A 25228-nucleotide genomic window follows, 5' to 3' on the forward strand; every position below is an offset into this window, starting at 1 on the left:
TTGCGGCTGGCTCGACATCTCGAGATGGGCCCCGGCTCAAGGCCGGGGTGACATCGTGGGTGGTGCGACCTCTTTGGTCTCCCCAAACGTCAAAAAATGCACCGCTGCCGAACCGTATTCGCGGCGGTCGTCGAGGGTGAAGCCTGCCGGTATCGCGATTTCAGCATCGACACTTTCCTCGAACACCAGCGTTGCGCCCGGCTGCAGCCAGCCACCAGCGGCGATGCTGGCGAGGGCCTTTTCGCCCAGTTCCTGACCATAGGGCGGGTCGAGGAACACCAGGTCGAATTGGCCGAAGGTGCCTGGCGTGCCAAGGTCAGTTGCGTCGCGGCGAAGCAGCTTGGTAATGCCCCCTGCCCCAAACGCTTCGATGTGATCGCGGATCAGGCCACGCGATTCCGCCCCCATGTCGACGAAGGTGACGTGGCTGGCGCCGCGCGACAGGGCTTCGAGGCCGAGGGCCCCGGTGCCGGCAAACAGGTCGAGCACGCGCACGCCGTCGAACACCGGGCCGATGCGGGAGGCGAGGATGTTGAACATCGATTCGCGGACGCGGTCTGCCGTCGGGCGAATGCTATCGTCCGACGGGGAGTTGAGCTGCTTGCCGCGGAATTTTCCGGCAACGATGCGCATGGATAGGCCCCTTATTCAGCAAGCACGAAGCAATCACCAGACCTCATCCTGAGCTTGTCGAAGGACGAGGTCGCGGCACCATGCGGGCACGACCTCGTGGTTCGACAGGCTCACCATGAGGTCTACGTCGGCTTACGCCTTGGGGCGACGCGGAGCACCGCTGGACGGACGACCGCCGCCACCCGACGGACGACCACCGCTGAATGGGCGACCGGCACCACCGGCGGGACGACCGCCGCTCGACGGACGGCTTGCGCCACCAAAAGGACGAGGTGCACCGCTGGACGGACGGCTGGCACCACCGGCGGGACGACCGCCTGCAGACGGGCGACCAGCCCCACCGCTCGGACGGCCGGGACCGCCTGCAGGACGGCCTGCGCCGCCAGTCGGGCGACCGCCGGGCTTGCTGAAACCACCTGGTTTGCCAAAGCCGCCGGGCTTGCCGGCGCCACCGGGGCGCGGGCCACGGGCGGGGGCGGCGCCATCGCGCTTGGGCGCGGGCTTGCCGTCGGGACGCATGCGGGGCTTACCATAGGTCTTGGCCTCGGAGCCGTATTCGTCGCGACCCGGACGAGTCGGGCGCGCGGGCCGGTCACCGGCAGGACGGAAGCTCTGGCCTTCGGGACGACCAGCGCCCTCGGGGCGGAAGCTGCGGCCTTCGGGACGGCTCGCGCCTTCGGGACGGAACCGCGCGGGCTTTTCCGAGAAGTTGCGGCCGGGACGCTTGGCCTCACCACTGAAAGCGGCGCCTTCGCCGCGTTCATTATCGGGCCTGACGCGTGGCGTGAAGGCCGGACGTTCGCCTGCACCAGCATCTTCACGACGCGGACCGCGTGGCGTGCCGACGAATTCACGACCCTGCGGCGGACGCGAGCCGCCTTCGGGACGGGGACCGCGTGGCTTGTCGCCGAACGACTTCTTGTCACCATAGGGCTTCTTGTCACCAAACGACTTTTTGTCGCCGTAAGGCTTCTTGTCACCAAAGCTCTTCTTGTCGCCAAAGGCTTTTTTATCGCCGAACGACTTCTTGTCGCCACCCGGCTTGGCCGGGCGCGGTGCGGCCTTGCCGAAAGTCAGGGCGGACTGGTCGTCGCGGTCGGGGCGCTTGACGACGCGGGTGTTACGTTTAGCCACAAATTCCTCCGGCGCACGGCCGTCTTCATCAAAATGTACGTGGCGCGGCGGCGCCATCTCTTCGTCACTAAATTCTTCGCGCTTAGCCATCGGCTTGCGCCCGTCGAAACGGCCAGGACGATCCTGGCGGGGGCGTTCCTCGCGGATTTCTTCCTCGGTCTTTTCGGCGCCGTCCGTAAAGCGGAAACGCTGGCGGGCGATTTCGACGGTATTGGTGCCGCGACCGGTCAGGCGGTCACGCGTCGGCTTGCCGACCAGCGCATTGGCTTCAGCGGGCATTTCGCTGTCGAAATCGACGTCGGCTGCATCGGCCAGTTTCTTGCCGAGCTGCTCGCGCAGCATCTTGGCCTTGATGGTCTCGATGCCGCCGACCGGGATGTCCCCGAGCTGGAACGGGCCATAGCTGATGCGGATCAGGCGGTTGACCTCGAGGCCGAGGGCGCCCAGCACGTTCTTGACTTCGCGGTTCTTGCCTTCGCGCAGGGCAAGCACCATCCAGACGTTGGAGCCCTGCTCGCGCTCGAGCGTGGCTTCGATGGAGCCGTACTTGATGCCGTCGATCTCCATGCCGTCCTTGAGCTTGTCGAGGGCGGCCTGGGTAACTGAGCCATGGGCCCGCACGCGATAGCGGCGCAGCCAGCCGGTGGCGGGCAGTTCGAGCACGCGCTTTAGGCCGCCATCATTGGTGAGCAGCAGCAGGCCTTCGGTGTTGATATCGAGACGGCCAACGGTGACCACCCGGGGCAGGCCATGAGTTTCGAGATGTTCGAAAATCGTCTCGCGACCTTCGGGGTCCTTCTCGGTGACCACGAGCCCGGCGGGCTTGTGATAGAGCCAGACGCGGGTGCCCTGACGGGCGGCCAAGGGCGCGCCATCGACCAGGATCTTGTCGCGGTCGGTGACGTTGAAGGCAGGGGTCAGTACCTTCTTGCCGTTGACCACGACGCGGCCCTCGGTAATCCAGACCTCGGCATCGCGGCGGGAGCATAGCCCCGAGCGGGCAATGGTCTTGGCGAGGCGGTCGCCGGTATCGGGCTGGGAGGGTTTGTCGCTCATAAAGGCGTCTTTCATGTCATGCGGGACCCAAAAAGGGCGGCGCGGAAAATGCGAAGCGGCCGGATGATCCGGCCGCTTGAAACTGGTGTATCGACGTGACTGCTACTGCAGGGTGCGCTCGGTCTCGGTCAGGCGAACGCCCTGACCACTGGTCCCGTCGGGGGTCAGGCTTGGCGACGCCTTGATCCGGGCATCGCGAATGGCCTTGCGAACCGATTCCGGGCAGCGCGCGTCGCTGAGCGAGACGATTTCGCCATTGCCGATCGAGCAGACCAGATCGGCGTCGCCGACGCGGGTGAAATACTCGTCCGGTGGCATATAAAGCGCGCGGCTGGAACTGTTGACGCTGACGTCGCGATTGTTGGCCTGCATGCGGGCGGTCAGCGTACGGGCTTCCTGCTCGGTCAGCGGACGGCCGGCGACGGAGCGCAGGTCGACGACCTTGGCATTGCGCAGGCGGGCGATGTCGGCTTCGCTGAGATTGGCGGTATCAATCCGAACGGTGTCGCTGTCGACTGGCAGCAGAGCCGCGGCAACTGAGGTGCTTGGCGCTGGCAACGCCTGGCCTGATGCTGGCAGCACCAGCGGCGCGCGGGCATTGGTCAGGTCTTCCTTGGCGGCTTCGCCGGGGACCAGGCCGACACCGCGTGCGGTCGAGGTCATGACTTCGCGCTCGAAGGTACCGAAATCGGTCAGGGCATTGGTGCCTTCGGCGGTCGTACAGGCCGCCAGCGCAAGCGCCAGCACGATGGCCACACCGGCCTTGCCAAGTGCAACGAGAGCAGACTGTTGCCCGATCAATCCAATATGCATGAAACGTCCTTCACGATGTCGGCGGCTTATAACCCACTTTGCCGACTAAGACCAGATTCAGGCGGCAACGTGTTCGCGATGTCAGTTGGCCGGTTTTTGCGGCTTGCCGAGGCCCAGCAGATCGACGATCAGCAGGATGACGCCGACGGTGATCGCAACGTCGGCGATGTTGAAGATGTAGAACGACCAGTCGCCCCAATGCAGGTGGAAAAAGTCCGCCACCGCGCCATAAATCAGCCGGTCGATGGCATTGGACAGGGCGCCCCCGATGCAGAAGGCAAGGCCGAGGCGCACCAGAGCTGAATCGGCGCGTGCCCACCAGATCGATAGGGCGACGATAGCCACCAGCATGACGACGCCAAGCGCCCAGACTGGCAGGCTATCGAACAGACCGTAGGAAATGCCGGTATTCCAGACCAGCACATAGTCGAAAAAGTCAGTGACGCGCACGACTTCGCCACCGCGCCAGCCGGTCATCGCAAAGGGCACGTAGCTGGTAAAGACTTCGACGCAATTGGCCGTACCGATGGCGATGCAATCGGCCGAAACGGCGAATGCCTTATGCGCCCGATCAAGCCCGAAGGCGAGGATCGCCATGGTGAGCGAGATGTAGATGGAGGGGTGAAAGACGGATTTCAGGTTCACCAACATACCCTTTCACCTAAAGTGTCAGTCGTCACCCTCCCACTCGCGGGGAGGGTCAGGTAGGGGGGCGTTTGGCTCCGGCATTGGGGCTCTTCCACCCCCTCCCAACCTCCTCCACTCAAATCGCTCCACTGGAGCGATTTGCCCTCCGGGACGGGTCGGAGCCCGTCCAGGGGGAGGTGCCGTCCGGTGAACGGGGCACTATGGGAGCTAGGCAAGGGGCTCAAGCCCTGCGGCAGCGCGTTCGCGCAATGCCTGGGCATCACGCAGGGAAACGTCGGGGAATTCGGGATCGGAGCCGACATCAGGCAGCACCTTCCACGAGCGGGCGCAGCGCTGGCCCTGAGCGAGGGCCGGTACCACGGCGATGCCGGATACGTCGTCGAGCGTGAAGGCACCAGCAGGCGCCTCGGCATTGCCGACCTGGATATCAGAGGTGATGGCGATTTCGGCGAGGTCTTCGCCGGCCAGAGCCGTCAGGTAGCGCTCATCGGTGATGAACACTTTTGGCGCGGCTTCAAGCGACGAGCCGATGCGCTTTTCGCGGCGTTCGACTTCGAGCGCCCCGGTCACCACGCGGCGCACCGCGCGGATCAGCGTCCACTTGGCGGCCAAATCCTCGTTGAGCCATTCGGTCGGCACGTCGGGGAACTGGCGCAGATGCACCGATGAGCCTTCGCCCGGGAAACGCTCGAGCCAGACTTCTTCCATCGTGAAGACCAGGATGGGGGCCAGCCATGCGGTCAGACACATGTAGAGGTGGTTGAGGACGGTCAGCGATGCCTTGCGCTTGATCGAGGAGATCGGGTCGCAATAGAGCGCGTCCTTGCGGATATCGAAGTAGAATGCCGACAGCTCGATATTCATGAAGTTAGTCAGCAGGGTCACGATGCGGCGATAGTCGTATTCCTTGTATGCAGTCCGCACCTGCGCATCGAGCTGGGCAAGGCGATGCAGCATCAGCTGTTCCAGCTCTGGCATATCGGCGAAGGCGACCTCGTCGCTGGCCTCGTAATGCGCCAGGTTGCCGAGCAGCCAGCGCAGCGTATTGCGCAGCTTGCGATAGGCATCGACCGTGGTCTGGATGATTTCCTTGCCCAGCCGCAAGTCTTCCGAATAATCGGAGGAGGCGACCCACAGGCGCAGGATATCGGCGCCGTATTGCTTGATGATGTCCTGCGGGGCAACGGTATTGCCCAGCGACTTGCTCATCTTCTTGCCGTCGCCATCCATGGTGAAACCGTGCGTCAGCACGCCTTCATAGGGGGCATGACCATTGGTGGCACAGCTTTCCAGCAAGGATGAATGGAACCAGCCGCGGTGCTGGTCGGAGCCTTCGAGATACAGAGAGGCCGGGAACTTCAGATGCGGCCATTTTTGCTTGTTGCGCAGCACGAACGAATGGGTGGAGCCACTGTCGAACCATACGTCGAGCACGTCGGTGACCATTTCGTAGTCACCGGCCTTGTAGGCGTCGCCGAGATAGCGCTGGGCGGCGCCGGGCTTGTACCAGGCGTCGGCTCCCTCTTCCTCGAAGCTCTGGGCGATGCGGTGATTGACCGTCTCGTCCTTGAGGATGTCCTGCGTGGTCTTTTCGACAAACACGGTGATCGGCACGCCCCAGGCGCGCTGGCGGCTCAGCACCCAGTCGGGGCGGTCGGCGATCATGGCGCGCAGGCGGTTCTGCCCGGCTGCGGGGTAGAATTTGGTGGCGTCGATGGCGTTGAGAGCACGATGGCGCAGGGTGTCACCTGCAGCGCCCTCGATGTCGCGGTCCATATAGACGAACCACTGCGGCGTGTTGCGGAAGATCACCGGCTTCTTGGAGCGCCAAGAGTGTGGATAGGAGTGCTTGACGCGGCCGCGGGCGACCATGGCGTTGCGCTCGGCCAGCGCTGCGATGACTCGGTTGTTGGCGTCGCCCTTCTTGCCGTTGTCGTCGATGACGCGGGCGCCCTCGAAGCCGGGGGCTTCGTTGGTGTAGAAACCGTCGTCGCCGACAACATAGGGGATGGCTGCATCTCGTGCCATGTCTGAAAGAAATTGGGCCCGCTCCGCGAGCGAGATGCCAACGGTATTCGCGAAGGCCTGCGAGCGCTTCCGATGATACTCGTTCCAGGCTTCATAGTCCTCTAAGCCGTGGCTTGGAGCGGTGTGAACAAAGCCTGTGCCCGCATCATCCGTCACATGATCCGCGTCGATTAGAGGTACGTGAAACTGATAACCGCCGCCGAAACCTTTCAACGGGTGCGAACATGAAATGATATGCGACGGATCAACATCAGCGATGCGCGCGAATTCATCGACCTTAGCCTTTGCGAAGGTTTCAGCAGCCAATTTGTCAGCAAGAATGTATTTCTCACCCACGGAAGCCCAATTACCTTCTGGCGCTTTGGTAATTTCATACAGGCCGTAGGAAACCATGCCGGAAAAAGAAACGGCGCGGTTAGCGGGGATGGTCCAAGGCGTGGTCGTCCAAATTACAACCTTGGCATCTGAAGGAAGGTACTTCTCAGCGATCTGCATCGATTCTTCGACAGAAAGAGGCCGTGCTGGAGCTTCCTGCATCGTGTCGACCAGTACGCGCTCAACAATTTCAGTCTGCGATCGAATCCGATCGGCAACAGCCGATAGGTTTCGCTGCTCTACCGGAAACTTGACCCAAATAGTGTCGCTCTCGTAGTCTTGGTATTCGATCTCGGCCTCGGCCAGCGCGGTGCGCTCGACGACCGACCACATCACAGGCTTTGAGCCGCGATAGAGCTGTCCGGTGGTGGCGACCTTCATCAGCTCGCGGGCGATCTGGGCTTCGGCGTCGAAGCTCATGGTGAGGTAGGGGTTATCCCACTCGCCGAGCACGCCGAGGCGCTTGAATTCCTCGCGCTGGATATCGACCCATTGTTCGGCAAAGGTGCGGCATTCCTGGCGGAATTCGACAACCGGAACCTCGTTCTTGTCCTTGCCCTTGGCGCGGTACTGTTCTTCGATTTTCCACTCGATGGGCAGGCCGTGGCAGTCCCAGCCCGGCACATAGGCCGAGTTGAAGCCCAGCATCTGCATCGAGCGGCTCACGAGGTCCTTCAGCGTCTTGTTGAGCGCATGACCGATATGGATATTGCCATTGGCGTAGGGAGGACCGTCATGGATGGTGAACAGCGGCCGATCCTTGGCCTGCTCGCGCTGCAGCCCATAGATGTCCATCTCTTCCCAACGCTTGAGCCAGCCCGGCTCGCGATCGGGCAGGCCCGCGCGCATGGGGAATTCGGTTTCCGGCAAAAACAGCGTGGCCGAGTAGTCGGTTTCGGCGGCGCCCGTGGCGGTATCGGTCATGGCAAACGGCAATCGGTAAAGGAGATTTCGCCGCCTTTTAGCAAGGCGGCGCGGATCGGGCAAAGGTTGATTTGGGATGGGTTGTTTCAAGAGCGTACCCCCACCCAGCCTCCCCCTGATGACGGGGAGGGACTTGGCCGGTGGGTTGACTTGATCAAGCCACAAGCCAGATCAGATTCCTCCCCCTTTTCAGGGGGAGGCTAGGTGGGGGTATTCTTGCTTGTTCCTACCCGACAAATCCCACTAACCCACAAAACCCAGTTTTGCATCGAGCCCACTCAATGGCTTGGCCTCGGCCAGCGCCTCGCGTGCCTTGCGGCTGTCGCGGTCCATGGCGGTGATCAGTTCGTCGAGGCCCGAAAACACTTCCTGACCGCGGATGTGGGCGATCAGGGCCACGGTGATGATCTGGCCGTAGATGTCTTCGTCGAAATCGAACAGGTGGGTTTCGAAGGGCGGGCGCTGGTTGTTGAACATCGGCTTGCCGAAGGCGGCAACGCCATCGAGCAGGCGGTCGCCCAATCTGGCGCGGACGGCATAAACGCCCTGAGCCAGCTGGAAATTGGCGTGGGTCATGGTGTTGGCCGTGGGGTAGCCGAGTTCCCTGCCCCGCTGGTCTCCCTTGACGACGCAGCCATCGAAAAACCAGTGGTAGCCGAGCAGGCGATTGGCAGCGACCACGGCGCCTTCCGACAAAGCCGCACGGATGCGCGAGGAGGAAATCACCTCGTCGCCTTCGTCCATCAGATCGAGCGTTTCTACGGCAAAGCCCTGAGCTTCGCCCGAAGCCTTGAGGAAGGTCGGAGTGCCACGGCGCTGGCGGCCGAAGTGAAAGTCCGAGCCAACGATGACGCCGGTAACGCCCAGCGCCTCGACTAAAAAGCGGGTGACGAAATCCTCGGCCTCGATCTGGGAAAAGGCGCGGTCGAAGTTCAGTACCGCAATAGCGTCGAGCCCGAAGGCCTCGGCGAGACGCGCCTTGGCGTCGCCATCGGTGAGGCGGAACATGAAGGGAGCCGGCGCAAAAACGTCGCGCGGATGCGGCTCAAAGGTCAGCAAAATGGCCGGCGCGCCAGCCTCGGCGGCGCGGGTCTTCAGCGTCTCCAGCACGGTCTGGTGGCCGCGATGTAATCCGTCGAAATTGCCGATCGCCAGATAGGCGCCGCGCAGGCTGGCTGGGACGGCATCGAGATCGCCAAGACGGACGAAGCTCATCGGGTTACCAGCTCAGCCGCGGCAGGAAGCCAGCCATATGGGCGCGGCTTGGGGCCACGAGATCGGCAATGGCCTGGGGATCTGGCTTGCCGAAGGCATCGAGCTCGGCTGCATGGATCGAGCCGGTGACAAACAGCAGGTCGATGCCGAACTGGGCTGCGCCGGTCGCATCGGTGCGCACGCTGTCGCCGATGGCCAGCACTCGGGCCTTGTCGAGCGGGCGGCCGACAGCCTGTTCGGCCAGCCGGAACGCTTCCTCATAGATCGGCTGATATGGCTTGCCGGCCATCAGCACCATGCCGCCCATGGCCGCGTAGAGATCGCCCAGGGCGCCGCCGCAATAGATGATCTTGTCGCCGTGCTCGACGACGCGGTCGGGATTGGCGCAGATCATCGGCAGCTTGCGGCTCAGCCACAGCTTGGCGCGCTCGCGGTACATTTCGGGCGTGTCTTCGTCAGTGTCGAGATCGGTCACCACGACGACTTCGGCTTCGTCGGCGCCGGTGCGGCGGACGTTCAGCCCTTCATAGAGCGCGTCGTCCTCGGTCGGCGGACCGACATGATGGATGGCCTTGCCGCTGTATTTGGCGATCATCACCCGCGTCGCATCGCCGGAGGAGACGATGGCGTCATAGGCGGCGCGATGCACGCCGAGGCGGTCGAGCATGTCGACGATCGGGCCGGAGGGCCGCGGCGCATTGGTGATGAACACCACCTTGCCGCCGGCTTCGCGATATCTGGTCAGCGCATCGACGGCGGTCGGGAAGGCCTCGACGCCGTTGTGGACGACGCCCCAGACATCGCTCAGCACCGCATCATAGCGGGTGGCGAGGTCGGCAAGGCCGGAGATGGAAGGCAGCGCGCTGGTCATCGTAGCATTCCGATGCAAACAGGATTGGCCGTTCTATGTGGCAGTCTGCCCCTCGGGATCAAGGGGAAACGGACATGTGCCTTAGTATTCGGCACGCCGGAGCTGCGGGATCTGGCGCGAGGATTCCACCACTAGATCGGCGCGGACCGGGCCGGGCGCGGCAATGTGGGGGCCTTGCACCAGCACAATGCCGTCTTCCAACAATTCGACGATCTGTCGCTCGTTGGTGATGCCGGTGGCCAGCAGCTTGATATCGAAACGCGCGATGTAGTTGGCGATATCGGACGCGTGGAAATCGGTGAAGGCCTGCGGCTCGGCGATGAAGTGACCGGCATCGATGCGCAGCGAGCGAACGCCCTGCGCTGCCATTTCGGCGACGTCGATGCGCAGCGAGCGAACATTGGTCACCGAGAAACCGGCGCCCTTCTTGACCATGGCATCGGCAATGGCGCGCTCGCCGGTGGTCAGCCCCTGCCAGTCATTTTCGCTGATGGCGAAGATCAAGCCTGCCGCAATGGCGCGATTGGCTTCAAGCGTCACGATCATCTGTTCGGATGCCGACGAATCGCCGAGCGTGGCGCGTGACAGCGGCACATACAGCGTGATCGGCTGGCCGCCGGTGCGGGCGCGGCGCGAAATGGTGATAGCCTCGACCATGCCGATGCCTTCGATGTGGCGTAATACGTCCTCGCCACCGCGACGCGGCATGAAATCGACCCGGTCGGCCAGGTCGCCGTCCTGCATGCGCAGGCGCGGCACCAGGTCATAGCCTTGCGGGCGGCGCTGCGGCAGCGTCACCACGGGCTGGATGTGATAGATCAGGCGGTTTTCCTCGATGCCCTGGCGCAGCAATTCAAGCGGAATGGTCGGCTCCGGCTCGCGCATCACCGGCGGCGGCGCGGCGGCGATCATGCGGTCGCGACCGGACGGTTGGGCCTGCGCCTTGGCACGGTCCTCGATATCAGCAACCGCCTCGGCGACCTGGCGGATTACCGTACCCAGCACCGAGATATCGGCCTCGACGCTGTCGATCCTCACCTCGGCATTGATATCGGCGATGGCATTGATGCGTTGGCCAAGCACGGCGCCGGCCTGGGCGTCGGTGGCCAGCAGTCGCGACAAATCCTCGATGGCCTTTTCCAGGCGGCTCTCGGCGCGCTGGCGCAAACTGCGCTCCAGCAGCACGACGCAAACGCAGCCGAACACCACGGCGGCAAGTATCGCTTCGGCGGGGGTGAAGGTCAGCCCAAAATAGGCGACGGCGCCAAGGGCGGTCGCTGCAAGGGCAATGAACGTGTAGACCAATGCCTGCACGGGCGGACCTCAAACCCATCTGGGGTGCCGGGATTCGGCCCAATGCTTCTAGCACCGAGCTTGAGCACAAAAAAGCGCACAACCCGCGCTGTCCCAAGGCTAAATGCGGCCGTATCGCGGCGGCTAATAGTGGAACAAGTGCAAAATGCGACGGGTCGGAACGGATTATTTACCCTGTTGGGGAACTAATGGATGCAGATCGGGACAGCAGCGACAGCGGCTGACCACCGATATTGACTGATCGAAGCGCGAGGACTGCCCTGCATGGCGATGCACACTCGAAGCGATGGCGAACCCCATGGTCGGCTATTGCTTGTCGACGCCGATGACGCCAGTGCGCGACTGGTGACCGAGACGCTGGGGCAGAGCCTTGGCGGCAGCCTGCGCATTACCACGGCGAGCGGTGGCCGCCCGGCAGCGGAGCTGCTGCGCGATGGCGATTTCGACATCATCCTGGCCGATCTTTCCAGCCTGCGTGATCTCTCGGAGCGCAGCGACGATGCCGTCGCCCGTCTCGTTCGCCTTGCTGACGGCGCGCTGGTGGTCGCGCTTTCCGATGGTGCTTCGGTGACCGCTGCGGTTGGCGCCATGCGTGCCGGTGCCCATGATTATGTAACCAAGCCACTCAGCGGGCCGGCCATGGCCGCCCGCATCAGCGAACTGGCCCAGCGCCATGGCAAGACGCGCGCGCTCAGTATAGAGCCACGCAACTCGGGCCGCGCCGATTTTGCCGGCTTCATCGGCTCATCGAGCGCCATGCAGTTCGTTTATGAGCAGATCGGCCGCATCTCCGCCTCGTCTGCACCGGTTTTCATTACCGGCGAGAGCGGCACCGGCAAGGATGTCTGCGCCGAGGCCCTGCACGCCAAAGGTCCACGCTTCGGCAAACGCCTGGTGGCAATCAATTGCGCCGCCATCCCTCGAGATTTGATGGAAAGCGAACTGTTCGGCGTGGCGCGCGGCGCCTTTACCGGTGCCCATGACGACCGTAAGGGCGCCGCCGAACTGGCCGATGGCGGCACGCTGTTCCTCGACGAAATCGGCGAGATGGACCTTTCGCTGCAAAGCAAATTACTGCGCTTCCTGCAGACCGGCACGTTGAGCCGCGTCGGTGAAGCGGGCGTACGACAGGTTGATGTCCGCGTTATATGCGCCACCAATCGTAATCCGATGCAGCTGATCTCGGAAAAGAAGTTCCGCGAGGATTTGTTCTACCGGCTGCATGTGCTGCCGATCCACCTGCCGCCGTTGCGCCAACGGCCCACCGACATCATGGTGCTGGCCCGCCATTTCCTCGCACGTTATTCAGCGGAGGAGCGCAAGAATTTCAGCGGATTCGCGGGTGATGTGGCGAGCCTGCTGACCTCGGCGGAGTGGAAGGGCAATGTGCGCCAGTTGCAGAACCTCGTGCGCCGTCTCGTCGTGATGTGCGACGGCGAAGAAATCACCATGCCGATGCTGCGCGCCGCCGATATCGAGTCGCAGGGCCTCGCCCCCGTGGCGGAGCCGGCTCCCCGCAGCGAGAGGCGCCAAGCCATCCTGCCGATGTGGCAGCAGGAGCAGCGCATCATCGAAGATGCCATTGCCAGTTTCAGCGGCAATGTGTCCCTCGCCGCCGCGGCGCTGGAAATCAGCCCCTCCACCATCTATCGCAAGCGCCAGGGCTGGGCGGAACTGTCGGTGGCCTCTTAGGGCGTATTCGCCTCCCGGGCCTTGGCCCGATCAAGGCCGAGATAATGCTCGCGCAGGATCACTGCGATGCCCGAACAAACAATGATGACGGCGCCGCTGATCATGGCAATAGTGGGGATGTCGCCGAAGACGAAGAAGCCGATCACCAGCGTCAGAAGCAGCGAGACATATTCGAACGGCGCGATGACCGACATGTCCGCATAGCGGTAGCATGAGGTCAGCAGCAGTTGCCCGATGCCCCCCGCGAAACCCGCGCCGACAAGCAACGCCGCCTGTTGCGGCGTCGGCATGGCCCAGCCGAACGGAATGGTCATCAGCGACAACATGCTGGCGCTGATGAAGAAGTAGATGACGATGGCTTCGGTGCGCTCGGTCTGCACCAGCTTGCGCACCTGCATCATGGCAAAAGCGGTGAGCACCGCGCCGCCCGTGGCCGCAATTGCGCCCACGGTCTCGCTGTCGCCCATTGGTGCGCCACCGGTCAACAGTGTCAGGCGCGGCCACAGGATGATGACGACGCCACACAGGCCGACGATCACCGCCGTCCAGCGAAACGCATGCACGCGCTCCTTGAGCAGCACGGCGCTGAACATCACGATCAGCAGCGGCGCCGCATAGCCGATGGCGGTGGCTTCGGGCAAAGGCAGCCGGGTCAGTGCAAAAAAGCCGAGCCCCATTGACGAGGCGCCGACAAGCGCTCGGATGACGTGGCCCCATGGGTCTTTGGTGTGAAGCGCGGTGCGCAATTGCCTACGCAAAAGCAGCCAGGCGACGACGGGCAGGATGGCGAAAAAACAGCGGAAGAATACCAGCTCGCCGGCCGGAATAGTGCCCGTGGCCTTGAGCAAAGTCGCCATTACGACGAAGCAGCACACTGAGAGCACCTTGAGCACGATGGCGCGCATCGGGCCGCCGCGATGCCGAGCAGGGCCTTTGGCGTCAGCTGTGGCGGGAATGGTCAAGGCAGTCTCGTCGGTCGCGGCAAATTACTTGCCGGAGGTTTGCTCCAGCTTTTCCTTGGCGATACGCGCCGTGGTAAAGGCCTTGTGCTCGGGGCCGACAGCCGAGCCGGTCTTGACGACCTTGCCGCTGGCATCGTGAATTTCCCAATGCCAGTTAGCATTCGGGCCGCTGCCGCCCTTGAGGCTCAGCTTGATCTGAAAAGTGTTGTCCTGGGTCATGCTTGCCTTATGGCGCAGCTTGGCGCGACGTGGAAGAGGGAAAGGGAAAAACTTCGAACCGGCCCCCTTGGGCAAAATCGCTCCAGCGGAGCGATTTTAGGCGAGAAGGCCATGAGAGCTACGCTCGAATGGCAGGATCCTAGAGGCTTGGCGTTCTGCTTCCTGATCGCCTCGCCCCTCAATCGCGACCGACTAGCAGGCACTCCAACAAAACTTATCCCCACCCACCGGCACCTCCCGCATACTCCACCCCATCTTCACAACAGAGCTAGTCATGACGAGTGACGAGCGTGGAGACTGCCGGGAATGGGAGGTCGCTCCTGTTGCGTGCGGGGAAATCGGGCGCGCTGGTCTGCGATAATGGCCAGCACGATCCCAACCCACGACAAATCCCGACTTGGTGGCGAGGCAACTGCCTCACTTTTTACTACCCTACCCGAGGCAGTCGCCTCGCCACCATCGCTCACCTTGAAATCCGCAATCAGGCGGCGCTTCGGCATGCCTAGACTTCCGAGGTGCGATACTCGATGCGGTCACCCCAGAAAGCGAGATGATCGCGGATCGGCTCCACCAAGGGGCATGGATCAGGATAGTACCAGACCTGGTCGGGACCATCGGCCGTCAGGGTCTTGAGCGTATAATAGTGAGCCTCGCCCTTGTAGGGACAGATGGTCTTGGTTTCGGATAGCTCCAGAATATCTTCGCGTACATCCGAGCGCGGCAGATAAATTCGTAGCGGAGCGCCGGGCTCGTCGAGTTCAAGCGCGTTCAACGAACTGCCGATTTCGGCGCCGTCGAACAGCACGTGGACCCGGCCCTTGGCGGGGTTGATCTTGATATCCTTGTCCAGACATTGGCGCGTCATGTTAGCCTGCCATGTTCGTTAATCATCGGTCGCAAGTGACAACGCGCGAGAAGAAAGCGGGTTCACTAAACCTTGACTCGGTGAGGTCCCAGCCATATATCCCCGTCACCTGTTAGCACTCTACAATGGCGAGTGCTAATAGTGCCAAATTTGCATTCAAACGCTGCCATAGGAGCATAACATGAGCTTCCGTCCCCTGCACGACCGCGTGGTCGTTCGTCGTCTCGATGGCGAAGAAAAGACCAAAGGCGGGATCATCATCCCCGACACCGCCAAGGAAAAGCCCTCCGAGGGCATGATCGTTGCCGTTGGCCCCGGCGCCCGTGACGAAAGCGGCGCTCGCGTCGTTCCAGACGTCAAGGCTGGTGACCGCGTGCTGTTCGGCAAGTGGAGCGGCACCGAGGTCAAGGTCGACGGTGAAGACCTGCTGATCATGAAGGAAAGCGACATCATGGGCATCGTCGAGGCTTAATAGCCCCACGAGCCTTCGTTTCCATTCCACACTTAAGGAGCGCCTCACATGGCTGCCAAAGAAGTAAAGTTCTCTACCGACGCTCGCGACAAGATGCTGCGCGGCGTCAATATCCTGGCCAATGCGGTCAAGGTGACCCTCGGCCCCAAGGGTCGTAACGTCGTTATCGAAAAGTCGTTCGGCGCACCGCGCATCACCAAGGACGGCGTGACCGTTGCCAAGGAAATCGAACTCGAAGACAAGTTCGAAAACCTCGGCGCGCAGCTCCTGCGTTCGGTCGCTTCCAAGACCAATGACATTGCCGGTGACGGCACCACCACCGCGACCGTTCTCGGTCAGGCCATCGTTGTCGAAGGCGTCAAGGCTGTTGCCGCCGGCTTCAACCCGATGGACCTCAAGCGTGGTATCGACCTGGCTGTTGCCGAGGTCGTCGAGTCGCTGAAGTCCGCTTCCAAGAAGATCACCTCCACCGCTGAAATCGCTCAGGTCGGCACCATCTCGGCCAACGGCGAAACTTTCATTGGCGAAGAAATTGCCAAGGCCATGGAAAAGGTCGGCAATTCGGGCGTCATCACCGTCGAAGAATCCAAGACTGCTGAAACGACCGTCGACATCGTCGAAGGTATGCAGTTTGACCGCGGTTACCTGTCGCCTTACTTCGTGACCAACGCCGAGAAGATGACTGCCGTTCTTGACGAGCCACTGATCCTGCTGCACGAGAAGAAGCTGAGCAACCTGCAGGCTATCCTGCCGATCCTCGAAGCTGTCGTTCAGTCGCAGCGTCCGCTGCTGATCATCGCTGAAGACATCGAAGGTGAGGCTCTTGCGACTCTCGTCGTCAACCGTCTGCGCGCTGGCCTCAAGGTCGCTGCCGTCAAGGCTCCTGGCTTCGGCGATCGCCGCAAGGCAATGCTTGAAGACATCGCCATCCTGACCGGTGGCCAGGTGATTTCCGAAGATCTCGGCATCAAGCTCGAGAACGTGACCATCGACATGCTCGGCACTGCCAAGCGCGTTGAGATCACCAAGGAAAACACCACGATCGTCGATGGTGCCGGCACCAAGGAAGACATCGAAGGCCGCGTTGGCCAGATCAAGTCGCAGATCGAAGAAACCACTTCGGACTACGACAAGGAAAAGCTGCAGGAACGTCTGGCCAAGCTTGCTGGCGGCGTTGCAGTGATCAAGGTTGGCGGCTCGACGGAAGTCGAAGTCAAGGAGCGCAAGGATCGCGTCGACGACGCACTGAACGCGACCCGCGCTGCCGTTGAAGAAGGCATCGTTGCCGGCGGCGGCGTCGCGCTGCTGCGAGCTGCGCATGCCATGACTGTCAAGGGCGCCAATGCCGACCAGGACGCTGGCATTGCCATCGTCAAGCGCGCATTGCAGGAGCCAGTACGCACCATTGCCAACAATGCCGGTGCCGAAGGCTCCGTCGTCGTCGGCAAGATCCTCGAGAACAGCTCGATCACCTTCGGCTACAATGCCGCAACCGGTGAATATGGCGATCTGATCGCCATGGGCGTTATCGATCCAGTCAAGGTGGTTCGCACCGCCCTGCAGGACGCGGCTTCGGTCGCTTCGCTGCTGATCACCACGGAAGCCCTCATCGTCGAGGCTCCCAAGGACTCCGCACCCTCCATGGGTGGCGGCGGTGGCGGCATGGGCGGCATGGGCGGTATGGACTTCTAGTTCGCAACCGCGAACTAGTTTCCTCTCTCGCTCACGGGCCGTTTCGTTTTTGGCACGACGCGCTAAAGCCGCGCTGGACCAAAAACTGGCCCTGCGCGGGCGCGGCCCACGGCCGGTCCGCATTGCGGGCTAAAGGCTGAAGATTCGAAGTTCGTTTCTTCCCAGTCACGAACTTTGCAGAAAGGCGCAGTGGAAACACTGCGCCTTTTTCTTAGTGCCAAAGCGAACAAGGCTCAGCCTAGAGCCCTTGTAGCAACTCGCAGTGTGTATTATCTTACACGAAAGTTCATGGGTTGCTGGCTTTGGGGACAACCATGCACTTTGAGCGCGACAGCCGCAAACTGATTGCCTTGTTGCAGCGTGACGGTTGATACAGGGTGGATGCCACCGGTGACCATCACCAGTTCATACATCCAGAGCGTGCGGGGCGTGTGACTGTTCCGCATCCCAATAATGACATGCCATTCGGGACTGTCGATCGATTTATCGGCAGGCCGACTGGCTGAAGAGGTGATATGCGTTACGTCGCGTTCGTTCATAAAGATCCTGACAGTTGCTACGGGATCAGCTTCCCTGATTTTCCTGGCTGCACTTCGGCTGGGGACACCATGGATGACGCCATTGCCAATGGGACAAAAGCCTTGGCTTTTCATGTCCGTGGCATGGAAACTGATGGCGACACCATTCCAGGGCCACATTCGCTTGAGGAGATAGTGATCGATCCCGAATTTGCTGACGAACTCGACGGGGTGAGCTTTGCCCTTGTCCCTCTCGTTCGCGATCTTGGGTCGACCACGCGGATCAATGTTTCACTCGATCTCGGTCTGCTGAAGGCAATCGACGACGAGGCTCGGTCAAGAGGACAGACGCGATCGGCGTTTATCGCGTCAGCGGTGCGCCGAGAGCTTGTTGAATAGACAACGGACAATATCGATGAGACCACCACGACGCGGCGGCAGTGCCTACGACCAGGCAGAAGCCGCATTCAAAAGCGCAACGAGCAAGCCCGCAGCGGCCCCTGCCCCGGCCAAGCCGGCGACTGCGACCGAGGGCAAGGAAATGGTCACCCTGCGGCTCGATCGCGCCGTGCTGGAGCACTTCCAGGAGGATGGCCCGGGCTGGCAGGATCGGCTGAATGCGGCGCTGCGGGTGGTGGCGGGACTCGACCCCGCAATCTAGCCGCCTTTACGACGCATTACCGGAACCTTACCAGAGCATTAAATCTGTTCGCCAACCGCCTGCCTGCAACAGGTGTTAAGGCTCGGTTAACCACGCTGGACACTCTGCTGTGATGACCGGATCGTCCGGTCGCGACAGCAGAGGACCTCACATGTCGATCAGTAGCATTGCTGGAGGACAGTCGGTTTCGCAGTTGATGCGCACCAGCTTCAAACCGCCCAGCTTTGAAACCCTGGATGCCAATGCGGACAGCAGCCTGACGCTGGACGAAATCAAGCTCAAGGCCACCAAGGGCGCGGCGAGTGCCGAATCCAATGCCCGGGCAGAAGCCCTGTTCAAGGCGATAGATGGTGATGGCGACGGCAGCGTCACCAGTACCGAGAAAGACAGTTTTGACACCCAGATGGCCGAGCAGCGCCAGGGCATGGCTTTCATGACCCAACAGATGGCCAGCCCGTCCAATGCCGACATCTTCGCCGCCACCGATACCGATGGCGACGGCGGTGTATCGCTCGCAGAACTGGGGGATGACGACGCCGCCAGCGATGTCAGTTCCGAGGCGCTCAAGAAGATCTTCGATCTGATCGACGCCGATGGTAGCGGCTCGATCACCGAGACCGAGAGTTCAGAGTTCCTGAGCGCAATCAAAACCGCTCTGGACGAACAGCGTCCTGCAGATGGGCCGCCGCCCAATGTCGGCCCGCCACCGGGCGGGCGCCCGCCGGGTGGACCGCCTCCGGCATCGGCATCCACTGAAACGGACGAAGAGGAGGATACCACCGTTACCCTCTTCTCGATGGCTCAATCGGCCTACAAGACTACCCAGCAGCAAACCTTGCTGGAGCAGTTGGCGTCGATTTTCGACAGCGCCGCATGATCACCGCAGGGGCGGCAGCGCCCCTGCCTTGTTACTTGAAAAACAACAACCGCAGAGCCAGCGCGATCGACACCACGACCACGACGGGGCGGATGATCTTTGCACCATAGCGAATGCCGGTGCGGGCGCCTACATAACCACCCACCACCTGCCCGACCGCCATGGCGATGGCCGCGGGCCAGACGACGTCACCGGCCGGAATGAAGATGGTCAGAGCAGCCAGGTTCGAGACGAGGTTGAGGATCTTGGTATTGCCCGAGGCGCGGGTGAGCGCCAGGCCGAACAGCATGACGAAGCCTATGGTGAGGAACGAGCCGGTGCCGGGACCGAAGATGCCATCGTAAAAGCCGATGGCAAATCCCATGAGCGGCACGAACAGACCGAATGGCAGGCGAGCCGCCTTGTCGGCGTCGGAGAGATTGGGTGCAAACAGGAAATAGACGGCGATGCCGATCAGCGCCACCGGCACGACCACGTCAAGCAGGCTGACGTCGATCTGCTTGACGACTACAGCGCCGATCAGGGCGCCGGCATAGGTCAGCGCGATCGAGGGGACCAGCGCCTTGAGCGAAACGAAGCCACGCCGCCAATAGGTGATGGCGGCCATGCCGGTGCCGAACACCGATTGCAGCTTGTTGGTCGCCAGCGCCGACACCGGGGGCAATCCCACCGAGAGTAGCGCCGGCAGCGCGATCATGCCGCCGCCACCGGCAATTGCGTCGACAAAACCGGCCAGCAAGCCGACGGCTGCGAGGGCCAGGAGAACGAGAGGGTCGAGCATGGATCAGTCGGCCTTCGGCGTGTCAGCGATGCGCCGTTCGTAGATTGGGATGTTGATCATCGAGGACATGAAGCCGCTCATCATCATCTGGAACCCTGAAACGAGGGCGGTCAGGGCGAGGATGACCGGGCGCATGGTGGTGCTGGGATTGAGATCGCCGTAATCGCGGGCCGCCCACTCGCCCAGTCCCCAAACAAGAGCGCCAATGCCGAGCAGCATGAGGGCGATAGAGGCGAGCAGGATGCGCTCCAGCGTCAGGGCCTCGAGCAGTTTGTCATAGTGCCCGGAGCGGGGGATAAAGCCATAGCGCGAGGCGAAGCGGCGGCCGATGATGGCGAAGGAAATCGACTGCAGGCCGACGATGATGCAGAGCGCGGCGACGAGGAATGTATGGATGTCGAAGGAGACCCTGCCGATGGTCAATGGACCGGGCAGCAGCAGGGCGCCGACGACGAGGCCCACCGCTAGCAGCGTAATGCCGGGGTAGAGGAACAGCCAGCGCGGCGAGAACAGCAGCAGGAAGCGCAGGTGGCGCCAGCCGTCGCGGAAGGAGCGCAGATGTGGCGGGCGCGAGCGGCCGTCCTTGGCGAGCGTGGTTGGCACCTCACGCAAGTCGAGATGCGCCAAGGTTGCCTTGACGACCATTTCGGACGCGAATTCCATGCCGGTCGTGCGCAGGTTGAGCCCGAGGAACGCAGCGCGCGAGAAGCCGCGCAGGCCACAGTGGAAGTCACCGATGGGGGTACGGAAGAAGCGGCGGCCAACGGCGCTCAAAATGGGATTGCCGATATAGCGATGGTGCCAGGGCATGGCGCCGGGGGCGATACCGCCCTTGAAGCGGTTGCCCATGACGAGATCGGCGCCACCACGCAATTGGGCAATGAAGGCATCGAGATTGGCGAAATCGTAGCTGTCGTCGGCATCGGCCATGATGACGTAGCGACCGCGCGCCGCGTCGACACCACCGGCAATCGCTGCGCCATAGCCACGCTCGGAGACCGGGATAACCCGTGCGCCGAGATGCTGCGCGATCTGCTGGGAGCCATCGGTCGAGCCGTTGTCCGCAATGACGATTTCACCGGCAATGCCGCTGCGGTCGAGATAGCTCCGCGCCTTGACGATGCAGGTCGCCAGGGTCTCGGCCTCGTTGAGGCAGGGCATCAATATGGTCAGTTCCAGTTCGTCGATACCCATCTCAACCCCTCGCCGGTATCAAAACCCGGCCGTCGTCCCTAGTCGCGACAGCACCGCATCCAGTTGCGCCTTGCGTTGGGGCGCGAATGCCGCCGTGCGCGAGACGATCAGGCAGGCTTCGCTTTGCAGCATGACGCCGTCTTCCAGCACGCGCAGGCCATTGGCGGCCAGTGTCGAGCCGGTGGTGGTGATATCGACGACGATATCGGCCACGCCGGAAGCGGGCGCCGCTTCGGTAGCGCCGAGGCTTTCAACGGTGCGATATTCGGCAATGCCGGCCTTGGCAAAATGCTGGCGGGTCACGGTGATATATTTGGTGGCGATGCGCATCCAGCGGCCGTGGCGGCTGCGGAAGTCCGATGCGACGTCGGCCAGATCGTGCATATGGGTGACGTCGATCCAGGCTTCGGGCACGGCCACGACGACATCGGCATTGCCGAAGCCGAGCTTGCTGGCCACCGATACGCTGGCCGGGCCGCTCTCGCTGGTTTCGTGGATCAGGTCGAGGCCGGTGACGCCGAGATCGATATTGCCACGGATCAACTCGCGGGCGATCTCGGAAGCCGGGAAGAAGCGCACTGTGATTTCGGGCATGCCGTCGATGGCGCCAAGATAGGACCGGGCGCCGCCGGGGCGGGTGATGGTGAGGCCCTTGCTGGCGAACCAGTCACGGGTGAGCTCTTCGAGACGACCCTTGGACGGGACGGCGAGGGTAATGCCGCTCATGACTCTTTTCCTCGCATGAGCTGGTCCGAAAACCGGCAATCACTTTTCGGGCTCATGGGGAAACCTCCGCTTCGAGGCGATCGACCCAGACCGAGCAGCCTGAGGCCGCGATGGGCGCGGCGGCGCCAAGGCGTTCGAGCAGGCGATCATATTGACCGCCGGAGGCGAGCACTTCGCCATTGGGGCCGGTCATTTCGAAGACGATGCCGGTGTAATAATCGAGGCGCGGCGAGAAGCTGGCGTCGAAACTGACGCGGCATTCGCCGAGGCCATTTAGGTGACGACGGATGGCACGAATGGGCGAGCCGAGCATCAGGCGATGCCGGCTGGCGAGGGCTTCAACCTGGGTCAGCGCCTGCAGCACCGGGCCGGAAATGGCGAGGTAGTCGCGCAGCAGTTTCAGCGTCGATGCGGGAACATGGGCGGCGTCGAGGGCCTGTTGCTCGAGATAGCGGCCGGCGATCTCGTCGGGGGTGCGGCCTTCGGACAGGCTGAGGCCGGAGGCGACCATCTGCTCGGTGACGGTGTCCACGAGTTCGGCGCGGCTCGGCTGCTGTTGGCGCTGCACGTCGGGGGCGGCTTCGAGACGGGCCAGCAGACGGTCGAGCGCCTCGGTATGGCCAAAGCGATTGCGGATGCGCGGGCGCCAGGCGTCGGGCATGTCGGCCTGCACCAGCAGGGATTCGAACAGGGCAACACCGCCGAGGCGAATGTCCGGTGCGACGCCGAAGATGGAGAGGGCTGCGCGAGCGAAGGTCAGCACCTGGTCGAGGGCGACGTCGCCATCGGGCTGGGCCAGCAGTTCGATACCGGCCTGGTCGAACTCGGCGGGGCCGTTTTCGCGTTGGCGAAAGATTGGGCCCATGTAGGAGAAGGCCGCGGGTTTGCCGACGCCATCGGCGATGTAGGCGGTGACGATGGGCAGGGTAAAATCGGGCCGCAGGCAATATTCGGCGCCGGTTGTGTCGGTGGTCAGCAGCAGGCGGCGGCCGAATTCTTCGCCGGCGAGGTCGAAGTACGGATCGGCCGAGAGCAGCAATGGCGGCGTGGCGCGGGTGGCGCCCTGGGCTTCGACGAGGGCATCGAGCTGGGTGCGGCGGAAAGCGGCGTTGGTCATGGTAACGTTGCCCCACAGCGCAGCAGCAGAAGCGAGACACCCCCACCCGACCCCTTCGGGGCCACCCTCCCCACAAGGGGGAGGGAGAACTGGGCTGAACCATCGAGGGAATGCTGAGCCATCGCCACGCGTCTCCCTCCCCCTTGTGGGGAGGGATCAAGGGTGGGGGTTCTCTCCCACGCTGAGAGTTTTCCAGCGACCATCATTGCTCGCTCAGCAGTTTCTGGACTTCGGCGACGAGGTCTTGGCGGTTGATTTCGAACTGGCCGGGGCGGGCGGCTTTCCATTCGGCGTTGTCGGTGATGCCTTCGGCGGCCTGCTTGCCGGCGATCAGGTCCTTGACCTGAACCTTGCCGTCGGCGCGTTCCTGGCTGCCCTCGATAATGACGATGGGCGAGTTGCGCTTGTCGGCATAGGCGACCTGCTTGCCGAAGTTCTTGGTGTTGCCGAGGAACATTTCGGCGCGAATGCCAGCCTTGCGCAGTTCGGAAACCATGGCCTGATAGCCGGCCATCTGGTCCTTATCCATCACCAGCACGACGACCGGGCCGGTGGGTTCGGAGGCGCCGAGATTGCCGGTGAGCTTGAGTGCATTGGCGAGGCGCGAGACGCCGATGGAGAAGCCGGTTGCCGGCACGGGTTCGCGGCGGAAACGGGAGACGAGGCCATCATAACGGCCACCGCCGCCGACCGAGCCGAACACGACGTCCTGGCCCTTTTCGTTCTGCACCTTGAAGGTCAGTTCGATCTCGAACACCGGGCCGGTATAATATTCGAGGCCACGGACGACTTCTGGGGTAATCTGAATGCGGTCTGCGTATCCGCTGACCTCAATGCTATCAGCGATAGTCAAAAGCTCAGCGACACCATCCGTGCCAATCTGACTGGAGCCAAGAATGTCTCTCCAGCCGAGCACTGTACTTCTATTGTCTGCAGTTCGTTTACCGCCATCAAGGTCATAGTGCTGCGCCGCGTCCAGATAGCCCCAAACCGTATCGATGCCGCTTTGATTTAGACCCGCGCCTTTGGTGAAGTCACCGCTTTCGTCCTTGCGGCCGGCGCCCAACAGCAGACTGACTCCTTCTGCCCCAAACTTGTCAAACTTATCGATTGCCCGCAGTGCGGCAAGTTTCTGTTCAGCGCCCACTGCACCGGCGGCTTCCAATACGCCATCCAACACCTTCCGGTTGTTGACCTTGACGACGTATTTTCCCGCCAGTCCCAGCGCATCCATCACATCAGCCATCATCATGCACATTTCGGCGTCAGCTTCGGGGCCGGCGGCGCCGACGGTGTCGGCGTCGAACTGCATGAACTGGCGGAAACGGCCGGGGCCGGGCTTTTCGTTGCGGAAGACGTAGCCCTGGCGGTAGGAGCGAAACGGCTTGGGCAGGGTTTCGAAATTGGCGGCGAAATAGCGGGCCAGCGGCGCTGTCAGATCGTAGCGCAGGCTCATCCACTGCTCGTCGTCGTCCTGCAGCGAGAACACGCCGGCATTGGGCCGATCGGTATCGGGCAGGAACTTGCCGAGGGTCTCGGTATATTCAAGCAGCGGGGTTTCGACCGGGTCGAAGCCATAGCGCTCGTAGACCGCCTTGATCTTGTCGATCATCGCGCCCACGGCGGCGATTTCGCCCGGCGTGCGGTCTTCGAACCCACGCGGCAGGCGCGGGGCGATCAGCTTGGTCTTTTCGGTCATGGAAGCGCTTCCAGCGAATATCTGCGCATATTATGCGTTTCGGAATAATGAGGCGTTCGTAGCGGATCGGCGGGTTGGAAACAACAGTTGCGCCGGTGCTCCCGCGTGGCTTTAGCCAGCAGGATGAGAACAGGCGGGCCCCGAGACGGAAACCGCCTCTAGAGTAGTAAAAATAGTGAGACGAGAACCGTCTCGGGGCGTTGGGACTTTGTCGGAAGGCGGATCGTGACCCCAGCGTTTGCCGTAGCGCCCGCCCGATTGTCACCTCCGCTCAGCCCAGGGCAGAGACGCGACTCTCACCCTCCCAACTGTCACTCCGGACACCGGTCGCTGCAGCGCCGCCTGTATCCCGGAAGATCGGGGCATTGTGCATGAGAAATTGTGCACGGGGATAAGTTTGACCGGTAGGGAAGACCGGGATTTCTCCCGGCCCTCCCTGACGCTAGATGCCCGGCCTCCAAAACAGTGATGGGACCTGTGGGCTGCTCGATGGGATATCGAGCCAGTGGGCAGTTTCTGCTTCCGGGGGCAGGCCGATATCGGCCCGCAGGCGGGCGGGTATGTTTGCCGGCAGCCGCGGGCGGTTCCACCAGGCGGCAATGGCGGAGCCGAGGACGGGCAGCAGCCCACGCTGGTGCACGGCATCGGCGATGGAGAATTCAAGACGCAGCACAACGCTGCCCTGGGGAAGGCTATCGTAGGACATGATGGTTTCCGGGCGCGCCAAGACGCGGACCGGCCT

The 25228-nt window shown here is 62.5% G+C and carries 24 protein-coding genes; 6 read left to right on the top strand and 18 right to left on the bottom strand.

Annotated features, from left to right (window positions below; genetic code table 11):
• Positions 1-36: 36 nt before the first annotated feature.
• From rsmD to WH91_RS09060, 8 genes are all read right to left on the bottom strand, one after another.
• Entirely contained in the window at positions 37-633 is a 597-nt protein-coding gene (gene rsmD / locus WH91_RS09025; RefSeq protein WP_046170673.1) for a 16S rRNA (guanine(966)-N(2))-methyltransferase RsmD, read from the bottom strand.
• Positions 634-765: 132 nt separating this feature from the next.
• Complete coding sequence (locus WH91_RS09030; protein WP_052952703.1) at positions 766-2823, bottom strand: pseudouridine synthase; 2058 nt, start codon at positions 2821-2823, stop codon at positions 766-768.
• 102 nt (positions 2824-2925) lie between these two features.
• Positions 2926-3636: a hypothetical protein gene (locus tag WH91_RS09035; RefSeq protein ID WP_046170675.1), complete on the bottom strand. Its 711-nt coding sequence runs from the start codon at positions 3634-3636 to the stop codon at positions 2926-2928.
• Positions 3637-3717: 81 nt separating this feature from the next.
• Entirely contained in the window at positions 3718-4281 is a 564-nt protein-coding gene (gene lspA, locus WH91_RS09040; protein ID WP_158409539.1) for a signal peptidase II, read from the bottom strand.
• Positions 4282-4491: 210 nt separating this feature from the next.
• A complete protein-coding gene (ileS, locus tag WH91_RS09045) occupies positions 4492-7611 on the bottom strand; it encodes an isoleucine--tRNA ligase (protein ID WP_046170677.1) in 3120 nt (1039 codons plus the stop codon).
• A gap of 243 nt (positions 7612-7854) precedes the next feature.
• The gene (locus WH91_RS09050; protein ID WP_046170678.1) at positions 7855-8826 is read right to left on the bottom strand and encodes a bifunctional riboflavin kinase/FAD synthetase; all 972 of its coding nucleotides are present in this window, start codon (positions 8824-8826) and stop codon (positions 7855-7857) included.
• 4 nt (positions 8827-8830) lie between these two features.
• Positions 8831-9697, bottom strand: coding sequence for a TIGR01459 family HAD-type hydrolase (locus tag WH91_RS09055; RefSeq protein ID WP_046170679.1), 867 nt, complete (start codon positions 9695-9697; stop codon positions 8831-8833).
• 81 nt (positions 9698-9778) lie between these two features.
• Complete coding sequence (locus WH91_RS09060; protein ID WP_046170680.1) at positions 9779-11011, bottom strand: EAL domain-containing protein; 1233 nt, start codon at positions 11009-11011, stop codon at positions 9779-9781.
• Between the two features lie 264 nt (positions 11012-11275).
• On the opposite strand from WH91_RS09060, the gene WH91_RS09065 reads away from it, so the two are divergent.
• On the top strand, positions 11276-12703 hold the full coding sequence (locus WH91_RS09065) for a sigma-54-dependent transcriptional regulator (RefSeq protein ID WP_244542322.1): 1428 nt from the start codon (positions 11276-11278) through the stop codon (positions 12701-12703).
• Here the strand turns inward: WH91_RS09065 and WH91_RS09070 are convergent.
• From WH91_RS09070 to WH91_RS09080, 3 genes are all read right to left on the bottom strand, one after another.
• A complete protein-coding gene (locus WH91_RS09070; protein ID WP_052952704.1) occupies positions 12700-13665 on the bottom strand; it encodes a DMT family transporter in 966 nt (321 codons plus the stop codon). The genes WH91_RS09065 and WH91_RS09070 overlap by 4 nt on opposite strands.
• 24 nt (positions 13666-13689) lie before the next feature.
• The gene (locus WH91_RS09075) at positions 13690-13884 is read right to left on the bottom strand and encodes a hypothetical protein (RefSeq protein WP_143078040.1); all 195 of its coding nucleotides are present in this window, start codon (positions 13882-13884) and stop codon (positions 13690-13692) included.
• 502 nt (positions 13885-14386) lie between these two features.
• Complete coding sequence (locus WH91_RS09080) at positions 14387-14749, bottom strand: DUF427 domain-containing protein (RefSeq protein ID WP_046170682.1); 363 nt, start codon at positions 14747-14749, stop codon at positions 14387-14389.
• 181 nt (positions 14750-14930) lie between these two features.
• On the opposite strand from WH91_RS09080, the gene WH91_RS09085 reads away from it, so the two are divergent.
• Positions 14931-15221: a co-chaperone GroES gene (locus tag WH91_RS09085; RefSeq protein WP_046170683.1), complete on the top strand. Its 291-nt coding sequence runs from the start codon at positions 14931-14933 to the stop codon at positions 15219-15221.
• 48 nt (positions 15222-15269) lie between these two features.
• Positions 15270-16913, top strand: a complete 1644-nt coding sequence (groL, locus tag WH91_RS09090; RefSeq protein WP_046170684.1) for a chaperonin GroEL — start codon at positions 15270-15272, stop codon at positions 16911-16913.
• Between the two features lie 269 nt (positions 16914-17182).
• Here groL and WH91_RS26090 read toward each other — a convergent pair whose 3' ends face one another.
• Positions 17183-17452 carry a hypothetical protein gene (locus WH91_RS26090; RefSeq protein WP_425285332.1) on the bottom strand — a complete coding sequence of 90 codons (270 nt, stop codon included), beginning with the start codon at positions 17450-17452 and terminating at the stop codon, positions 17183-17185.
• Between WH91_RS26090 and WH91_RS09095 the strand changes: the two genes are divergently transcribed.
• From WH91_RS09095 to WH91_RS09105, 3 genes are all read left to right on the top strand, one after another.
• On the top strand, positions 17429-17830 hold the full coding sequence (locus tag WH91_RS09095) for a type II toxin-antitoxin system HicB family antitoxin (RefSeq protein ID WP_046170685.1): 402 nt from the start codon (positions 17429-17431) through the stop codon (positions 17828-17830). The two genes, WH91_RS26090 and WH91_RS09095, sit on opposite strands and share 24 nt — an antisense overlap.
• A gap of 16 nt (positions 17831-17846) precedes the next feature.
• Entirely contained in the window at positions 17847-18092 is a 246-nt protein-coding gene (locus WH91_RS09100) for a BrnA antitoxin family protein (RefSeq protein WP_046170686.1), read from the top strand.
• Between the two features lie 151 nt (positions 18093-18243).
• Positions 18244-18969, top strand: coding sequence for an EF-hand domain-containing protein (locus WH91_RS09105; RefSeq protein WP_046170687.1), 726 nt, complete (start codon positions 18244-18246; stop codon positions 18967-18969).
• Positions 18970-19000: 31 nt separating this feature from the next.
• Here WH91_RS09105 and WH91_RS09110 read toward each other — a convergent pair whose 3' ends face one another.
• The 6 genes from WH91_RS09110 to WH91_RS09135 all read right to left on the bottom strand — a co-directional run bounded on the left by WH91_RS09110 (position 19001) and on the right by WH91_RS09135 (position 25192).
• Complete coding sequence (locus WH91_RS09110; protein WP_046170688.1) at positions 19001-19750, bottom strand: TSUP family transporter; 750 nt, start codon at positions 19748-19750, stop codon at positions 19001-19003.
• Positions 19751-19753: 3 nt separating this feature from the next.
• Positions 19754-20944, bottom strand: coding sequence for a glycosyltransferase family 2 protein (locus tag WH91_RS09115; RefSeq protein WP_046170689.1), 1191 nt, complete (start codon positions 20942-20944; stop codon positions 19754-19756).
• A gap of 18 nt (positions 20945-20962) precedes the next feature.
• Entirely contained in the window at positions 20963-21670 is a 708-nt protein-coding gene (hisG, locus tag WH91_RS09120) for an ATP phosphoribosyltransferase (RefSeq protein ID WP_046170690.1), read from the bottom strand.
• A gap of 52 nt (positions 21671-21722) precedes the next feature.
• A complete protein-coding gene (locus tag WH91_RS09125; RefSeq protein ID WP_046170691.1) occupies positions 21723-22787 on the bottom strand; it encodes an ATP phosphoribosyltransferase regulatory subunit in 1065 nt (354 codons plus the stop codon).
• A gap of 202 nt (positions 22788-22989) precedes the next feature.
• Positions 22990-24486 (bottom strand): histidine--tRNA ligase, encoded by a 1497-nt coding sequence (gene hisS, locus WH91_RS09130; protein WP_046170692.1) that lies wholly within the window; start codon positions 24484-24486, stop codon positions 22990-22992.
• A 442-nt stretch (positions 24487-24928) separates the two neighbouring features.
• The gene (locus WH91_RS09135) at positions 24929-25192 is read right to left on the bottom strand and encodes a hypothetical protein (protein ID WP_046170693.1); all 264 of its coding nucleotides are present in this window, start codon (positions 25190-25192) and stop codon (positions 24929-24931) included.
• Positions 25193-25228 lie beyond the last annotated feature (36 nt).

Origin of the sequence: Devosia psychrophila (assembly GCF_000971275.1) — a bacterium.
Lineage (GTDB): Bacteria > Pseudomonadota > Alphaproteobacteria > Rhizobiales > Devosiaceae > Devosia > Devosia psychrophila.